Origin of the sequence: Microbacterium sp. SL75 (assembly GCF_026625865.1) — a bacterium.
In the GTDB taxonomy this organism is placed as follows: Bacteria; Actinomycetota; Actinomycetes; order Actinomycetales; family Microbacteriaceae; genus Microbacterium.
The window spans coordinates 1,959,338-1,974,693 of record NZ_CP113067.1; the positions used below are offsets into that span (position 1 = coordinate 1,959,338).

At 71.9% G+C, this 15,356-nt stretch carries 12 protein-coding genes; 9 read left to right on the top strand and 3 right to left on the bottom strand.

Going from position 1 to position 15,356, the window contains the following annotated elements:
• Positions 1 to 170: 170 nt before the first annotated feature.
• Entirely contained in the window at positions 171 to 1,622 is a 1,452-nt protein-coding gene (locus OVA17_RS09230) for an NCS2 family permease (protein ID WP_267786262.1), read from the bottom strand.
• Positions 1,623 to 1,688: 66 nt separating this feature from the next.
• Between OVA17_RS09230 and OVA17_RS09235 the strand changes: the two genes are divergently transcribed.
• The 9 genes from OVA17_RS09235 (at position 1,689) to purH (ending at position 12,744) form a co-directional block, all read left to right on the top strand.
• Complete coding sequence (locus OVA17_RS09235) at positions 1,689 to 2,126, top strand: nitroreductase family deazaflavin-dependent oxidoreductase (protein ID WP_251504785.1); 438 nt, start codon at positions 1,689 to 1,691, stop codon at positions 2,124 to 2,126.
• Between the two features lie 338 nt (positions 2,127 to 2,464).
• Entirely contained in the window at positions 2,465 to 5,044 is a 2,580-nt protein-coding gene (gene nirB / locus OVA17_RS09240; protein ID WP_267786263.1) for a nitrite reductase large subunit NirB, read from the top strand.
• Entirely contained in the window at positions 5,041 to 5,457 is a 417-nt protein-coding gene (nirD, locus tag OVA17_RS09245; RefSeq protein ID WP_267786264.1) for a nitrite reductase small subunit NirD, read from the top strand. The genes nirB and nirD overlap by 4 nt, the downstream gene beginning before the upstream one ends.
• The gene (gene cobA / locus OVA17_RS09250; protein ID WP_267786265.1) at positions 5,454 to 6,740 is read left to right on the top strand and encodes a uroporphyrinogen-III C-methyltransferase; all 1,287 of its coding nucleotides are present in this window, start codon (positions 5,454 to 5,456) and stop codon (positions 6,738 to 6,740) included. Before nirD ends, cobA begins: the two co-directional genes overlap by 4 nt.
• Positions 6,737 to 7,876, top strand: coding sequence for a uroporphyrinogen-III synthase (locus OVA17_RS09255; protein ID WP_267786266.1), 1,140 nt, complete (start codon positions 6,737 to 6,739; stop codon positions 7,874 to 7,876). The genes cobA and OVA17_RS09255 overlap by 4 nt, the downstream gene beginning before the upstream one ends.
• Positions 7,873 to 8,685, top strand: a complete 813-nt coding sequence (locus OVA17_RS09260) for a sirohydrochlorin chelatase (protein WP_267786268.1) — start codon at positions 7,873 to 7,875, stop codon at positions 8,683 to 8,685. The genes OVA17_RS09255 and OVA17_RS09260 overlap by 4 nt, the downstream gene beginning before the upstream one ends.
• A 40-nt stretch (positions 8,686 to 8,725) precedes the next feature.
• Positions 8,726 to 10,327, top strand: coding sequence for a DUF6350 family protein (locus OVA17_RS09265; RefSeq protein WP_267786270.1), 1,602 nt, complete (start codon positions 8,726 to 8,728; stop codon positions 10,325 to 10,327).
• Positions 10,328 to 10,468: 141 nt separating this feature from the next.
• Positions 10,469 to 11,068, top strand: a complete 600-nt coding sequence (gene purN, locus OVA17_RS09270; protein ID WP_267786271.1) for a phosphoribosylglycinamide formyltransferase — start codon at positions 10,469 to 10,471, stop codon at positions 11,066 to 11,068.
• 65 nt (positions 11,069 to 11,133) lie between these two features.
• Positions 11,134 to 12,744: a bifunctional phosphoribosylaminoimidazolecarboxamide formyltransferase/IMP cyclohydrolase gene (gene purH, locus OVA17_RS09275; protein ID WP_210072211.1), complete on the top strand. Its 1,611-nt coding sequence runs from the start codon at positions 11,134 to 11,136 to the stop codon at positions 12,742 to 12,744.
• Between the two features lie 364 nt (positions 12,745 to 13,108).
• On the opposite strand, the gene OVA17_RS09280 is transcribed toward purH, so the two are convergent.
• Positions 13,109 to 13,630, bottom strand: a complete 522-nt coding sequence (locus OVA17_RS09280) for a DUF1697 domain-containing protein (protein WP_267786273.1) — start codon at positions 13,628 to 13,630, stop codon at positions 13,109 to 13,111.
• A 185-nt stretch (positions 13,631 to 13,815) separates the two neighbouring features.
• Positions 13,816 to 15,243 (bottom strand): dihydrolipoyl dehydrogenase family protein, encoded by a 1,428-nt coding sequence (locus OVA17_RS09285; protein WP_267786274.1) that lies wholly within the window; start codon positions 15,241 to 15,243, stop codon positions 13,816 to 13,818.
• Between the last annotated feature and the right edge of the window lie 113 nt (positions 15,244 to 15,356).

Consider the following 15,356-nt stretch of genomic DNA (forward strand, 5'->3'; position numbering starts at 1 on the left):
CCTGGGCTTCCCGCGCGAGGTCACGTGATATGACAGCGGGGCGGCGCCGCCGGGGCCGCATTGCGCGCCGTGCGGAGCACCGCGACAGAGAAGTTGCGCGCCGTGCGGAGCACCGCGACAGAGAAGGGGCCCGGATGCCGTGGCATCCGGGCCCCTTGATCGCACCGGCGTCAGCCGAGCAGGGCCTCGACCGGACCCCGGGCGAAGAAGACCACGAAGCCAGCGGCGACGATCCACAGCAGCGGGCTGATGCGACGCGCGCGACCCGACAGTGACTGGATCAGCACCCAGCTGACGAAGCCCGCGCCGATGCCGTTGGCGATCGAGTACGTCAGGGGCATCACGGTGACGGTGAGGAAGACGGGGATGAGCACCGACATGTCGCTGAGGTCGACGTGGCGGATCTGCGCCATCATCAGCGCACCGACGATGACCAGGGCCGCGGCGGCGATCTCGGTGGGGACGATGCTCGTCAGCGGGGTGAAGAACATCGCGAGCAGGAACAGCGCGCCGGTGACGACGTTGGCGAGCCCGGTGCGGGCGCCCTCGCCGATGCCGGAGCCCGACTCGATGAACACGGTGTTCGACGACGACGAGGTCGCGCCGCCCGCCACCGCGCCGATGCCCTCGATCACCAGCGCCGAGCGCAGTCGCGGGAAGGTGCCGTCGGGGGCGGCGAGGCCCGCCTCGCGGGAGAGGCCGGTCATCGTGCCCATCGCGTCGAAGAAGTTCGTGAAGACGAGGGTGAAGACGAGCATGAGGGCCGCCAGCACGCCGATGCGACCGAAAGAGCCGACCAGGTCGACCTGGCCGACCAGCGACAGGTCGGGGAGGCTGACCCACTGCGCGGGGAGCGTCGGAACGCTCAGGCCCCAGCCGCCGGGGTTGCCGTCGGCCTTCGCGCCGAGGCCCGTGACGGCCTGAACGATGACCGCGATCACGGTGCCCGAGAGCAGACCGATCAGCAGCGCGGCTTTGACCTTGCGCACCAGCAGCACGGCGGTGATGACGAGGGTCAGCACGAACAGCGCGGTGGGGATCGTCGTGATCGAGCCGCCGACACCGAGGCCGACCGGGGGCGAGCTGAGCCCGGTCGAGGTGACCAGGCCACTGTCGACGAAGCCGATGAAGGCGATGAACAGGCCGATACCGACCGTGATCGCGGTCTTCAAGGCGAGGGGCACCGCCTCGAAGATCATGCGGCGAAGGCCCGTGACCGCCAACAGCACGATGATGAGGCCGTTGATGACGACGAGGCCCATCGCCTCGGGCCAGGTGACCTGCCCGACGATGCCGACCGCGAGGAAGGAGTTGATCCCGAGGCCCGCGGCGAACGCGAACGGCAGGCGCGTGACCAGACCGAACAACATCGTCATGACACCCGCGGTGAGCGCCGTGACGGCGGCGACCTGCGAGAAGCCGAGAGCGTTGCCGGCGACGTCGGGCGTGCCCGAGAGGATGATCGGGTTCAGGATGACGATGTACGCCATCGTGACGAAGGTGACGACGCCGCCGCGGATCTCTCCGCCGACGGTCGAGCCGCGGGCGGTGATCTCGAAGAAGCGGTCGAGGCCGTTCTTCGGTTCGGGGACGGCCGTGGTCTCGGGAGCGGAAGCGCTCATGAAGGCTCCAGGAAAAAGGGGGAGGGGCTAGACCGGAGGGGAAGACGCCGACGTATCGTGTGAGCTATGTCACTCTCAGGCGAGTATCTACCCAGCACCAGCGAATGGGCCCGTCAGCAGGCGGAAACCTTCGAAGCCACGGGGGGCAAGGAGTCCGCCGACATGCGGGGCGTACCCATCATCGTCCTCACCACCGTCGGGGCCAAAACCGGCGGGCTGCGCAAGACCGCCCTCATGCGCGTCGAGCACGACGGAAAGTACGCGGTCGTGGCATCCAAGGGTGGGGCTCCCGAGCACCCCGCGTGGTTCTACAACCTGGTGAAGAACCCCCGCGTGGCCCTGCAGGACGGCGACGTGAAGAAGGAGTACGACGCGCACCAGGCCGAGGGCGCCGAGCGCGAGGAGTGGTGGGGCTACGCGACCGAGGTCTGGCCCGACTACGACGAGTACCAGAAGAAGACCGACCGGCGTATCGAGCTGTTCGTGCTCGAGCCGGTGGACTGACACCGGTCCGTGGCGCCCGTCGCCACCCGGTCGACCGGCATCGAATGTCCAAAACACCCGGACGTCGAAAAAATCTGTCCGGGTGTTTTGGACATTCAGCGGGGGAGCGGAACGACGCTCGCCGCACGGGCGCGGGAGAGTCGGAGACGGATGCCGCGGGCGAAAGCTCACACCACCCCCGCGCCCGCGTGAGAGAAACGTTCGCCGGGGGTAACGCGGGCGCGAGGGCGGGGGAAACCTCGGCTGCCTAGCGTCGGGGCATGGCCCGCTCGAACCCCGCAACCGGAACGAAACACGCCGCTGACGCCGCGGCAAACTCCGCCGCGTACTGTGACGGCATGCTCCACCCCGCCCCATCCGGGTCCGTCGTGGTCGTGGGTGCGGGAATGGTGGCCCACCGCTTCGTCGAGAGCCTCACCAGCCGCGACACCGAGGGCCGCTGGTCCGTCACGGTGCTGGGCGATGAAGCCCGCGGGCCGTACGACCGCGTCGGTCTCACCGGCATCTTCAGCGGAAAGACCCCCGACGACCTCGCCCTCGACCCCGCGGTTCTCGATCACGAGCGGGTGCGGGTGAAGACCGACGCGCGCGTCACGAAGATCGACCGCGCGGCACGCACCGTCACCACGGCGGGCGGCTCGACGCACGCGTACGACCGTCTCGTGCTGGCGACCGGCTCGTTCGCCGCCCGCCTGGCCCTGGACGGCTTCGACCACCAGGGGTGCTTCGTCTACCGCACGCTCGACGACGTCGCCGGCATGCGCGCCTGGGTCGCGGAGCGCTCGGCCCAGCTCGGACGGCCCCTGCGCGGCGCGGTCGTCGGCGGCGGTCTCCTCGGGCTCGAGGCCGCGGGGGCGCTGCAGGCCGAGGGCGTCTCGCCGTTCGTGCTGCAGTCGAACGAGCGCCTGATGTCTGCCCAGCTCGACCTGGGCGGGGCGCGCACCCTGCAGCGGCTCATCGAAGCGCGCGGCATCGAGGTGCGCACGAGCTCGGTGACGACCCGGGTGGATGCCGACAAGACCGGCGCCGTATGCGGCCTCGAGCTGCGCGACGGCACGTGGGAGGCCGTCGACATCGTGGTCTTCACGGTCGGCGTGCGGCCCCGCGACGAGCTCGCCCGTGCGGCCGAGCTGCGCGTCGACGCCCGCGGCGGGGTCGTGATCGACGAGGGCTGCGACACCTCGGACCCCGCGATCATGGCGATCGGCGAGGTCGCGAGCTTCGACGGGCAGTGCATCGGTCTGGTCGCCCCCGGGTACGCGATGGCCGAGGTCGCCGCGACCCGCCTGCTGGGCGGCGCGGCCGCCTTCCCCGGCTTCGACACCTCGGCCAAGCTCAAGCTCTCGGGCGTCGAGGTCGCGAGCTTCGGCGACGCATTCGCCGAGACGCCGAACGCGCTCGACGTCACCTACGCCGACCCGGTATCGGGCGTCTACAAGAAGCTCGTGCTGAGCGACGACGCGCAGACGCTGCTCGGCGGCATCCTGGTCGGCGACGCCTCGGCGTACACCGCGCTGCGCCCGCTCGTCGGTCGAGCGCTCGGCGGCGATCCGGCGGCCTACCTCATGCCCGAAGGCCTCGCCCCGGCCCCGCAGGGCGACCTGCCCGCCGACGCGATCGTGTGCTCGTGCAACGGCGTCACCGCCGGAACCGTGCGCGAGGCCGTCACCGAGCACCAGTGCGCGGATGCCGCCGAGGTCAAGGCGTGCACCAAGGCCGGGGCGGCGTGCGGCTCGTGCTTCACGCTCGTGAAGAAGCTCGTGGCGACGGAGCTGGCGGCATCCGGAAAAGAAGTCTCGAACGGACTGTGCGAGCACTTCTCGTTCACCCGGGCGCAGCTGTTCGACGCGGTCCGGGTCTCGGGGCTGCGCACCTTCACCTCGATCGTCGAGCGTTTCGGCACCGGGCGCGGCTGCGACATCTGCAAGCCGGCTCTGGCGAGCATCCTCGCGAGCCTGTACTCGGGGCACGTGCTCGACGGCGAGCTGGCGACGATGCAGGACACCAACGACCACGTGATGGCCAACATCCAGCGCGACGGCAGTTACAGCGTCGTCCCGCGCATTCCGGGCGGCGAGATCACGCCCGAAGGCCTGGTCGTGATCGGCGAGGTCGCCCGCGACTTCGGGCTCTACACGAAGATCACCGGCGGGCAGCGCATCGACATGTTCGGTGCCCGCCTCGACCAGCTTCCCGACATCTGGAAGCGCCTCGTCGACGCCGGGTTCGAGTCGGGCCACGCGTACGGCAAGTCGCTGCGCACGGTGAAGTCGTGCGTCGGATCGACCTGGTGCCGCTACGGCGTGCAGGATTCGGTGGGGATGGCCGTGCAGCTCGAGCTGCGCTACCGCGGCCTGCGCTCGCCGCACAAGATCAAGTTCGGCGTCTCGGGATGCGCCCGCGAGTGCGCCGAGGCGCGCGGCAAAGACATCGGGGTGATCGCGACCGAGGCCGGCTGGAACATGTACGTCGGCGGCAACGGCGGCTTCACCCCGCGTCACGCGGTGCTCTTCGCCGAGGGGCTCGACGACGACGGGCTGCTGCGGGCGATCGACCGATTCCTCATGTTCTACATCCGCACCGCCGACCGGCTGCAGCGCACCGCCCCGTGGGCGGCGGAGTACGAGGGCGGTCTCGAGGCGCTGAAGGGCGTCGTGTTCGACGACACCCTCGGCATCGCCGACGACCTCGACCGGGCCATGGCATCCCACATCGACGCCTACGAAGACGAGTGGGCCGCCACCCTCGCCGACCCCGAGAAGCTCAAGCGCTTCCAGAGCTTCGTCAATGCTCCCGACAAGGCCGACCCCTCGCTTGCCTACGTCGCCGAGCGCGGTCAGGCCCGACCCGCCACGGCCGAAGAACGCGCGTCGGGCGCCGTGCTCATCGGCGGAACGACGCTGGCGGTGCGCTCATGACTCTGATGGAGACGACTCCGGATGCCGGGACCCCGGCCGCGACGACGGGCTCGGCGTCGGCACAGGGCGACGGGTGGATCCGCGTCTGCCGCGTCGACGATCTGCTCGTGGAGCGCGGGGCCGCGGCGCTCCTCGGCGACCGGCAGGTCGCGCTGTTCCGGACGTTCGACGGCCGGATCTTCGCGACCGACCAGATCGATCCGTTCAGCGGGGCGGCGGTGCTCTCGCGTGGGATCGTCGGCGACCGCGGAGGAGTGCCCACCGTCGCCTCGCCCATGTACAAGCAGGTGTTCGACCTGCGCACGGGAACCTGTCTCGACACGCAGGGCAAGGACCCGCTGACGGTGGCCGTGCACCCGGTCGCGGTCGCCGAAGGGGATGTATTCGTGAAGCTCGAAGGGGACCCCCGATGATCGCTCTCGCAGGCCTCGACCTCACCGACAAGCTCGTCGTGTGCGTGGGCGGCGGCTCCGTCGCCGAGAAGCGCATCGCGCGGCTGCGTGCCGCCGGCGCCCGGGTACGGGTGATCGCCCCCGTCGCGACGCCGGGGCTCGCCGCGCTCGCCGCCGCGGGTGAGATCGAGTGGATCGACAGAGGATTCGCCGACACCGATCTCGACGAGGCCTGGTTCTGCCACACGGCCACGGGGGCGGCATCCGTCGACGCCGCCGTCGTCGCGGCGGCCAAAGCCCGCCGCGTCTGGTGCGTCAACGCGCGTCACGGCGGCAAGGGCACCGCGCGCCTGGCCGCCGAGACCACGAGCGGCGACGTCATGGTGGGCGTGGTCTCCACCGCCGGTGCCGACCCTCGCCGCAGCGTCGCCGTGCGCGACGCGATCGCACAGCGCCTCGCCGAAGGCGCCCTTCCGCTCCGCCGCCGACGCCGCCCGCTCGTGGGGAGCGTGGCACTCGTCGGCGGCGGTCCCGGCCCGATCGACCTGCTGACGGTGCGCGCCCGCGCTCTGCTGGCCGAGGCCGACGTCGTGGTGCACGACCGGCTCGGACCCACCGGCGTACTCGCCGAGCTCGGCGACGACGTCGAGCTGATCGACGTCGGCAAGCGCCCGCAGCATCACCCGGTGCCGCAGCACGAGATCAACGCCCTCCTCGTCGATCGAGCGGCGAAGGGCCTGCGGGTCGTGCGACTCAAGGGCGGCGATCCGTTCGTGTACGGCCGCGGCGGTGAGGAGGTCATCGCGTGCCGCGAGGCCGGCATCGCGGTCGAGGTCGTTCCCGGCATCTCGAGCGCGATCGCCGTGCCCTCGGCCGCGGGAGTGCCCGTGACGCACCGCGGCGTCGCCGGTACCCTGCATGTCGTGAACGGTCAGGAAACCCCGAGCGATGCGACCCTCGCCGCCCTGCGCGACGACAGCGCCACGGTCGTCGCGCTGATGGGCGTGAGCGCCCTGCCGCGGTTCGTGGCCGCGGCCCGCGCCGCCGGCGCTCCCGAGACGCGCCCCGTCGCGTTCGTCGAGAACGGCCACACACCCGCTCAGCGCACGATCCGCACCACGCTCGGTACGGCGATCCAGGATGCCGAGACGCACCGCCTCGCGAATCCCGCGGTGCTGGTGTTCGGCGAGGTCGCCCGGGCCGATCTTCTGCTGCCGGCCGCGTCGCCCGCGGCGGCTGCGGTATCGCTCCAGCCCGCTCACGCTCCGGTCCGGGTCGCGGCGCACCCGGAGGGCATCGGGTGACGACACCCGCGCGGACGATCAGCACGGTGCTCCAGGGGTGCACCGTGCTGCTCCCCGTCGACCGACGGTCGGGGGAGCTGTCGGCCGCGCTCGAGCGACACGGGGCGCGCGTGCGCGTCGCGCCGGCGCTCACGATCATCCCGCATGTCGACGACGACGAGCTGATCGCGCAGACGCGCTCGCTCGTCGCCGACCCTCCCGACGTCGTCGTGGCGACGACGGGTGTGGGGTTCCGCGCGTGGCTGGAGACAGCCGACGAGGCGGGCCTGCACGATGCGCTCGCTCCCGTGCTCGACGGCGCACGGATCGTCGCCCGTGGCCCGAAGGCGCGCGGCGCGATCCAGCAGGCCGGTTTCGAGGCCGACTGGGTCGCCGAGAGCGAGACGGCCGCCGAGCTGCGCGACTTCCTCGTGGCCGAGGGGATCGACGGACTGCACATCGCGGTGCAGCACCACGGCTCGGGGGCCGACGGCCTCGACGAGGCGTTCGAAGCGGCCGGAGCCCGCGTGACCAGCCTCACGATCTACCGCTGGGGGCCGCCGCCCGATCCCGAGGTCGTCGCCGCGTCTACCCAGCAGGTCGCACGCGGAGAGATCGACGCGGTGCTCTTCACCTCCGCTCCCGCTGCGCGCGAGTGGATCCTCGCGGCCGAACGGGCCGAGGCGCTCGACGGAGTGGCCTCCCGAGCCGCCCGCGGGCACGTCCTCGTCGCGGCCGTCGGGCCGATCACCGCCGGTCCCCTCCTCGAGGCGGGCATCACCCCGCTCATCCCCGACCGCGGACGTCTCGGGGCGCTCGTGCGCGCCGTAGTGACGCACTACGGCGGAGCCGACGCGGTGCTGATCCCCACGACGGTCGGGCGCCTCGGCATCCGCTCATCGGGGATCGTGCTCGACGGGGAGTTCACACCTCTGCCGCGCACCGGCGTCGAGATCCTGCGCGCGCTCGGGCGCGCGCCGGGGGCGGTGGTCTCGCGCGCCGATCTGATCGCCGCGCTGTCGAGCTCGGAGGCGAGCGGGCACGCCGTCGAGGTCGCCGTGGCCCGCACCCGCGACGCGCTCGGCGGGCTCGACCTGATCCGCACCGTCTACAAACGCGGATACCGGCTCGACGTGATCGACGAGGAGGACGCATGACCGCCGTACTGATCGCCTGCGCCCACGGCACGAGGTTCGAAGAGGGCCGCGTCGTCGTGCGCGAACTGCTCGAGGTGCTGCGCGCCACCGCTCCCGCCGGCGTCGACGTGCTCGAGGCGTACGTCGACGTGCACGGTCCCTCCGTCACCGACGTCGTGGCCGAAGCTCGCGAGCGCACGGACGACATCGTGATCGTGCCCCTGTTGCTGTCGACCGGCTACCACACCGAGGTCGACCTGGTGGAGGCCGCCGACGGACTGCCCGTCGCCCCCGCTCTCGGGCCCCACCCGGTGCTGGCCGAGATCCTCGCCGACCGCGTCCGCGCCGCCGGGGCGGGTCCCGACGACACCGTCGTGCTCGCCGCGGCCGGCTCCACCCGCCCGGGCGCCGTGATGGACGTCGAACGCATGGCGGAGCTGATGGCGGATGCCGGTGTCACCGGCCCCGTCGTGACGGCCTACGCCGCGGCATCCGATCCCCGCATCCCGGATGCCGTGGCCGCAGCACGCGCGGACGGCCGACGCACCGTCGCCGCGAGCTACGTCCTCGCACCGGGGCACTTCTCGCGCTTGATCGAGAAGGCGCAGGCCGACCTGACCACCGCCCCGATCGGTGCGGACCCGCGCCTGGCGGCGGTGGTGTGGGAGCGATGGCGCGGTGCGCGCGTCGCCCCGGTCGCCGGGGCCGCCGGGGCAGATCCGCGCTCCTCGGACGCGCCGGCGGACGCGCCCGCCGAGCCCGACACGGCCTCGCGCGCCTGGCTCACCGCGTTGCGCAGGCTCGTCTCGGGCGCTCGCCGCCGCGCCTGAGGGGCGGGCTGAGGCGGCGCGGGTAGGGTTCCTCTCGCCCATGCATCGCCTCCTCATCGCTCTCCTCGCCGCCCTCGACGCCGTCCTGGCGACCGCCGGTGGCATCGCCGTCGTGCTCGCACCGCTCACGCTGCTGTGGGTGTTCGGCGTCGGCAACCCCGACTGGAGCGCTCTGTGGCCCGCGTCGGCCGCGATCTGGCACCTCGGCCACCTCGTGCCGGTGACCATCACCCTGCCCGACGCCTACCTCGCCGCGACCGGCATCGACCCGACGTTCGCGACTTTCACGCTGTCTCTCGCCCCCCTGGCCTTCGCGGCCTTCACCGGCCTCTTCGCCGCTCGTTCCGGCTCTCGCGCCGCAGAGGCGGGCGCCGGTCTCACCGGGTGGCTCTCGGGCTCGTTGGTCTTCGCGGCTCTCTCGGCGGGCATCGCGCTCACCTCACAGGCTTCGCTCGTGGCATCCGAAACCTGGCTCGCCATCCTGCTGCCGACGCTGATCTTCCTCGTGCCCTCGCTCATCGGCGCCGTCGTGGGCGCCTGGCGCGTGGGCGACGACGGGCCGGTCGATGCCGTGCGCGGATGGATCGAGCGGATGCCGAGCGCCTGGGCGCCCGTTCCCGCGCTCGCGCTGCGGGGACTGGCGATCACCACTCTGGGACTCGTCTCGGTGGGCGCGGTGGTCGTGCTGGCGGGTCTCATCGCCCGCGCTTCGCAGGTGATCGGGCTGTACCAGGCCAGTAACGCCGACGGTATCGGCGCGACCGTCATCGCCCTCGGTCAGCTCTTCTACCTCCCCACGCTCGTGCTCTGGGCCACGTCGTTCGCCGCCGGGCCGGGCTTCGCCCTCGGTGCCGACACCGCGGTCACCCCGGCCGCGACGCAGGTCGGTGCGCTCCCCGGCATCCCGGTGCTGGGCGCGGTGTCCGATTCGACCTCGTCGTGGCTGCTGCTGCTCGTGCTGCTGCCGATCGCCGTGGGCGCGTTGACGGGATGGATCCTGCGATCCCGGATGCCATCGACCACCGGCCCCGAGCCGCTGGGACCTCGGCTGGTCCTGGCCGTCGCGGTCGCGGCGCTCACCGGCGGCATGGGTGCGCTCGCCGCCGTGGTCTCGTCGGGGTCGATCGGTCCCGGCCGCCTCGCCGCTACGGGCCCGCAGCCGGGCCCGCTCGCCCTGACGCTCGGCCTCGAGGTGCTGGTGGGGCTTGCGATCCTGCTGCTCAGCCCGCGCTTCGGCGGGTACGAGGGCGACGACCGGTACGAGGAGCGCGACGACCGGGGCTTCTCGTTCTCCGCGCGCGAGCACACGCCCTTCGACCGCGACGAGCACTGGACCGGCCCGACCCCGACCGGCTTGCCCGCCGGCGCGGGCATCTCGCACGACGTCTGGCCGAGCTCGTACCGCGATCCGGATGCCGTGGCGACCGACACCGCGCTGGGGGTACGGGGGACCGCTCGGGGATCATCCCCTTCTTCAGCATCGCCCGTGTCTTCGCCGCCCGTTCCTGCGCCGCCCGTCTCCGAGAGCCCCGTGGCGGGCGCGAGCGGGCGCGCACCCGACGAACTCAGCGACGACGAGGTGCGTGCGCGAATCCGCGCCGCCTGGTCGGAGCACGGCGGCGAGCCCGACGACAGGCGCTGACCGCCACGCGATCGGGCCGGCCGCCCCGGGGCGTTCGGCCCGGGCCCGACCCGCTCGGCCGGTACGGCAGGCTCCGAGCCGGCGGTCCCCGGCTGCTCTCGAGGGCCCGCGCGCGCGGACGCACCTGCGTAGACTGAGCGCGTGCTCACGGTCGCCGTCCTCATCTCCGGCACCGGCTCGAACCTCCGCGCCCTGCTCGAGGCGGCCTCGGCCCCCGGCTTTCCGGCGCGTGTGATCGCGGTCGGTGCCGATCGCGAGGCCGACGGCTTCGCCCACGCCGAGCACTTCGGCATCCCGACCTTCCTCGTCCCCTTCGGTGCGTTCACCTCTCGTGAGGAGTGGGGCGCCGAGCTGGGTGCACAGCTGTCGGTGTGGAATCCCGACCTCGTCGTGCTCAGCGGCATGATGCGGCTGCTGCCGGCCGATCTCGTCGCCGCGTGGGAACCGCGCATCATCAACACCCACCCCGCGTACCTGCCGGAGTTCCCCGGGGCGCACGGGGTGCGTGACGCCCTCGCGGCGGGCGTCGAGCAGACCGGAGCGAGCGTGATCGTCGTCGATTCCGGCGTCGATACTGGCCCGATCCTTGCGCAGGAGCGCATCCCGGTGCTCCCCGGCGACGACGAGGACTCTCTGCACGATCGCATCAAACCCGTCGAACGACGTCTGCTCATCGACGTCGTTCGACGCATCGCCGAGGGTGAGCTCGACCTCGCCGCCACGGCATCCCGAACCGCCTGACCCGCCCGACGGGCGTCGGCCCGTCGTGCATCCGAACCCGACTCGAGACACAGGAGCCGAACGCCATGGCCGGACCCCGCCACGACCCCGCCGACTACCGCCCCCGCGACGTCGTCCCGATCCGCCGCGCGCTGGTGTCGGTGAGCGACAAGACCGGTCTGCTCGACCTCGGCGCAGCGCTCGCCGCCGCCGGTGTCGAGATCGTCTCGACCGGGGGCTCGGCGACTCTGCTGCGCGACGCCGGGTACGACGTCACCGACGTCTCGGCCGTCACGGGCTTCCCCGAGTCGCTCGACGGGCGCGTGAAGACCCTGCACCCGAGCGTGCACGCGGGACTGCTCGCCGACCTGCGCCTGGCCTCGCACGAGGCGCAGCTCGAGGAGCTGGAGATCCGCCCCTTCGAGCTCGTGGTCGTCAACCTCTACCCGTTCGTCGAGACCGTGGCATCCGGTGCCCAGGGCGACGACGTGGTGGAGCAGATCGACATCGGCGGCCCCGCCATGGTGCGCGCGTCGGCGAAGAACCACGCGAACGTCGCCATCGTCGTCTCGCCTGAGTCGTACCCCGCCATCATCGACGCGCTGCAGGGTGAGGGCGGCACGACCCTTGCGCAGCGCCGCGAGCTCGCGGCCCGCGCGTTCTCGCACACCGCCGCCTACGACACCGCCGTGTCGACGTGGTTCGCCGAGGGCACCCTCGCCGACGACATCGATCTGCCCGCGCACCTGACGATCCAGGCCGAGCGTCTGTCGACGTTGCGCTACGGCGAGAACTCGCACCAGCGCGCCGCGATCTACACGCGCGTCGGCGGCCACGGCATCGCCCAGGCCACGCAGCTGCAGGGCAAAGAGATGTCGTACAACAACTACGTCGACGCCGACGCGGCGCTGCGCGCCGCTTTCGACATGGTCAAGCCGGCCGTGGCGATCATCAAGCACGCGAACCCCTGCGGCATCGCGGTCGCGGCCCCCAACGCCCTCGACCCGATCGCCTCGGCGCACCTGCGCGCGCACGAGTGCGACCCCGTGTCGGCGTTCGGCGGCGTGATCGCCGCGAACCGCACGGTCACGCTCAAGATGGCAGAGAACCTGCGCGACATCTTCACCGAGGTCGTCATCGCCCCCGATTTCGAGCCCGAGGCGCTCGAGGTGTTCAAGCTCAAGAAGAACCTGCGCGTGCTGCGCCTGCCCGCCGACTGGCAGCAGGAGCGCATGGACGTGCGCCTCGTCTCGGGCGGACTTCTCCTGCAGGACGCGGACCGCTTCCCCGACGACATCGAGTCGGTCGCGAAGGACTGGGAGCTCGTCTCGGGTGAGCGTCCCGCGGACGAAGACATGGAGAGCCTCATCTTCGCCTGGAAGTCGTGCCGCGCGGTGAAGTCGAACGCGATCGTGCTCGCCCAGGGGTCGGCCACCGTCGGCATCGGCATGGGCCAGGTCAACCGCGTCGACTCGTGCCGTCTCGCGGTGGAGCGCGCCGGTGACCGTGCGCGCGGCTCCATCGCGGCATCCGATGCGTTCTTCCCCTTCGCCGACGGCCCCCAGGTGCTGATCGACGCGGGCATCTCGGCCATCATCCAGCCCGGCGGTTCGGTTCGGGATGCCGAGGTCATCGACGCCGCGCGCGCCGCCGGTGTAACCATGTTCTTCACCGGGGAGCGCCACTTCTTCCACTGAGACCTCTCGGTGCGTTCGACGCCGTCGCAGCTTCGGCTGCGGCGGCGTCGTCGCGTGTGCGGGGGGCGGGTGTCGGTGCGTGTGCGGGGTGGGTTGTGGGGGTTTGGGGCGGGTGCCGGTGCGTGTTGCGGGGCGGTTGCCGGCGCGGGCTTCGGGCAGAAACGCGGTGCGCGCGCAGAAACGCGTGGTGCTCGTGTTTCTGAGCGCGCACGGCGTTTATGCGTGGTCGGGGTGGCGTGATGTGCGCTGTGGGGCGCGTTTCGCGGCGGTGGTGGACGTCATTCGCCGAAGGGCGGAGTGCGCCCCGAACGGCGGAGTGCGCCCCGAGCGGGGCTCGCGCCTGCGGTCGGGTGCGCGGCCGCGGTCAGGCGCTCAGTGCGACGAGCTTGGCCACCGTGTTCGCGTTGCGCGCGGTGCCCGTCACACCGAGGCGTTTCTCGAACCAGGCTGCCTGCAGCTTCGAGCCGCCGATTCCTTCGGGATACCGCACGAACACCTCGCGACCATCCAGCAACGCCTCTTCGGGGTAATCCGCCGGGACGACGATCTTTTTCTCCGGGGCCGGAGGTTCCGCGAGGAACACGGTCTGAACCCACCGACCTTCGGCCGCGCCGGCGAACGGATTCCGAGCGTGCGCATCCGCGAGTTCGGCGTGGGTGCGCGCGATGACCGGGAGGTCGAAGCCGAACGCCGTGCGCACGGCACCGCGGATCACGCCCGCAATCTCGCCGGGGGAGCGCCCGCCGTCGTCGAGCACGATGTTGCCGGCGACTTGCAGCGTTTCGACCTCACCCAGACCCTCGGATGCCAACACCTCACGCAGCGCGGGCATCTTCAGTGCCGTCGGTCCGCCGACGCCGCGGAGGAGGGCGACGATGCGGGGCATGAGGCGACCTTACGCCGTGCGAGCGCGGGCGTGGAGGACGAAAGCGCCGCCAACAACACCGCGCCGAGTGGGACACCGTGGCGCAGCGAGCCGGTTTCGTTCGCGCGCTTCTCGGAGCACGTCGGAGCCTCGCTTCGAACGGGGGCGGGGCCGAGCGTTTCTCGGCGCTCGCGCGGGCCCCGGTCTCAGGCGGAGTCGCGCCCGAGCGTCTCGAGCAGGCGCAACCAGACCTCGCTGACGGTCGGGTACGAGGGAACCGCGTGCCACAGACGCTTCACCGGCACCTCGCCGACGATCGCAACCGTGGCGGAGTGCAGCAGTTCGGCGATATCGGGCCCGACGAAGGTGGCGCCGATGAGAACACCCCGGTCGAGATCGACGATCGCACGGGCCTTGCCGACGTAGGCGTCGGACTGCTCGCTCGACCCGGCGATGCTTGCGAGGTCGTAGTCGAGCACCTTCACGTTCAGGCCCTTCTGCTCCGCTTTCTGTGCGGTGAGACCGACGGATGCCACCTCGGGGTCGGTGAACGTCACCTGGGGGACCGCGTCGTGGTCGGCGGTGGCGACGTGCGCGCCCCAGGGAGCGTCGTCGACCTCGTCGCCTTTCGCCCGAGCGGCGATCACGTCGCCCGCAGCCCGGGCCTGGTACTTGCCCTGATGGGTGAGCAGGGCGCGGTGGTTGACGTCGCCTACGGCGTAGAGCCAGTCGAAACCGCGGACGAGGAGGGTGTCGTCGACGTCGAGCCAGGTGTCGGCGTCGAGGCCCACGGCATCCAGACCGAGATCGCCGGTGCGCGGAGTACGACCGACGGCGACGAGAACCTCGTCGGCGGTGACGGTGGTGCCGTCGGACAGCTCGAGCACCGCGCGCCCGTCGTCGTCGCGGCGGGCGGACGTGGCATCCGCTCCCTCTTTGATCGTGACGCCGCGGTCGCGGAGCGAGGATGCGACGAGCTCGCCGGCGAACGGCTCGTTGCCCCCGAGAAGGCCCGAGCGGGCGATGAGGGTGACGGTGGTGCCGAGGCTCTGGAACGCGGTCGCCATTTCGGCGCCCACGACGCCGCCGCCGATGATCGCGAGAGAACCGGGGACTCGCTGCACGGCGGTGGCCTCGCGGCTGGTCCACGGCGCGATGTCGGCGAGACCCGGGATATCGGGGAGGAGTGCAGCGGAGCCGGTGCAGACGGCGACCGCATGCCGGGCGAGGAGGTCGGTCGTCGCGCCGTCTTCGGCGGTGACGCGTACGCGCTTCTCGCCGGTCAGGCGGCCGTGGCCGCGCACGAGGTCGATGCCCGCGCCCTGCAGCCACTCGACCTGACCGGAGTCGTTGTAGTCGCTGGTCATGGTGTCGCGACGGCGGAGCACCGCGTCGACATCGAGGTCGCCGGTGACGGCCTGCTTCGCGCCGTCGACGTCGCGGGCGGCGCGCAGGGCTGCGGCGCTGCGCAGAAGAGCCTTCGAGGGCATGCACGCCCAGTACGAGCACTCGCCGCCGACGAGCTCGGATTCGACGATGGCGGCGGTGAGACCGGCCTGCACGGCACGGTCGGCCACGTTCTCGCCGACGGGGCCGGCGCCGATGACGATGAGGTCGTATTCGCGTTCGCTCATGTTCCTCACGCTACCCACGACCTCCGACATCGCACGGGGGTTGCGCCCAGGCCCGACGACCGGGAGGGGACGGTCGAGCCGGCCCGCACGGCCGTGTCCGATTTCCGCCAGTC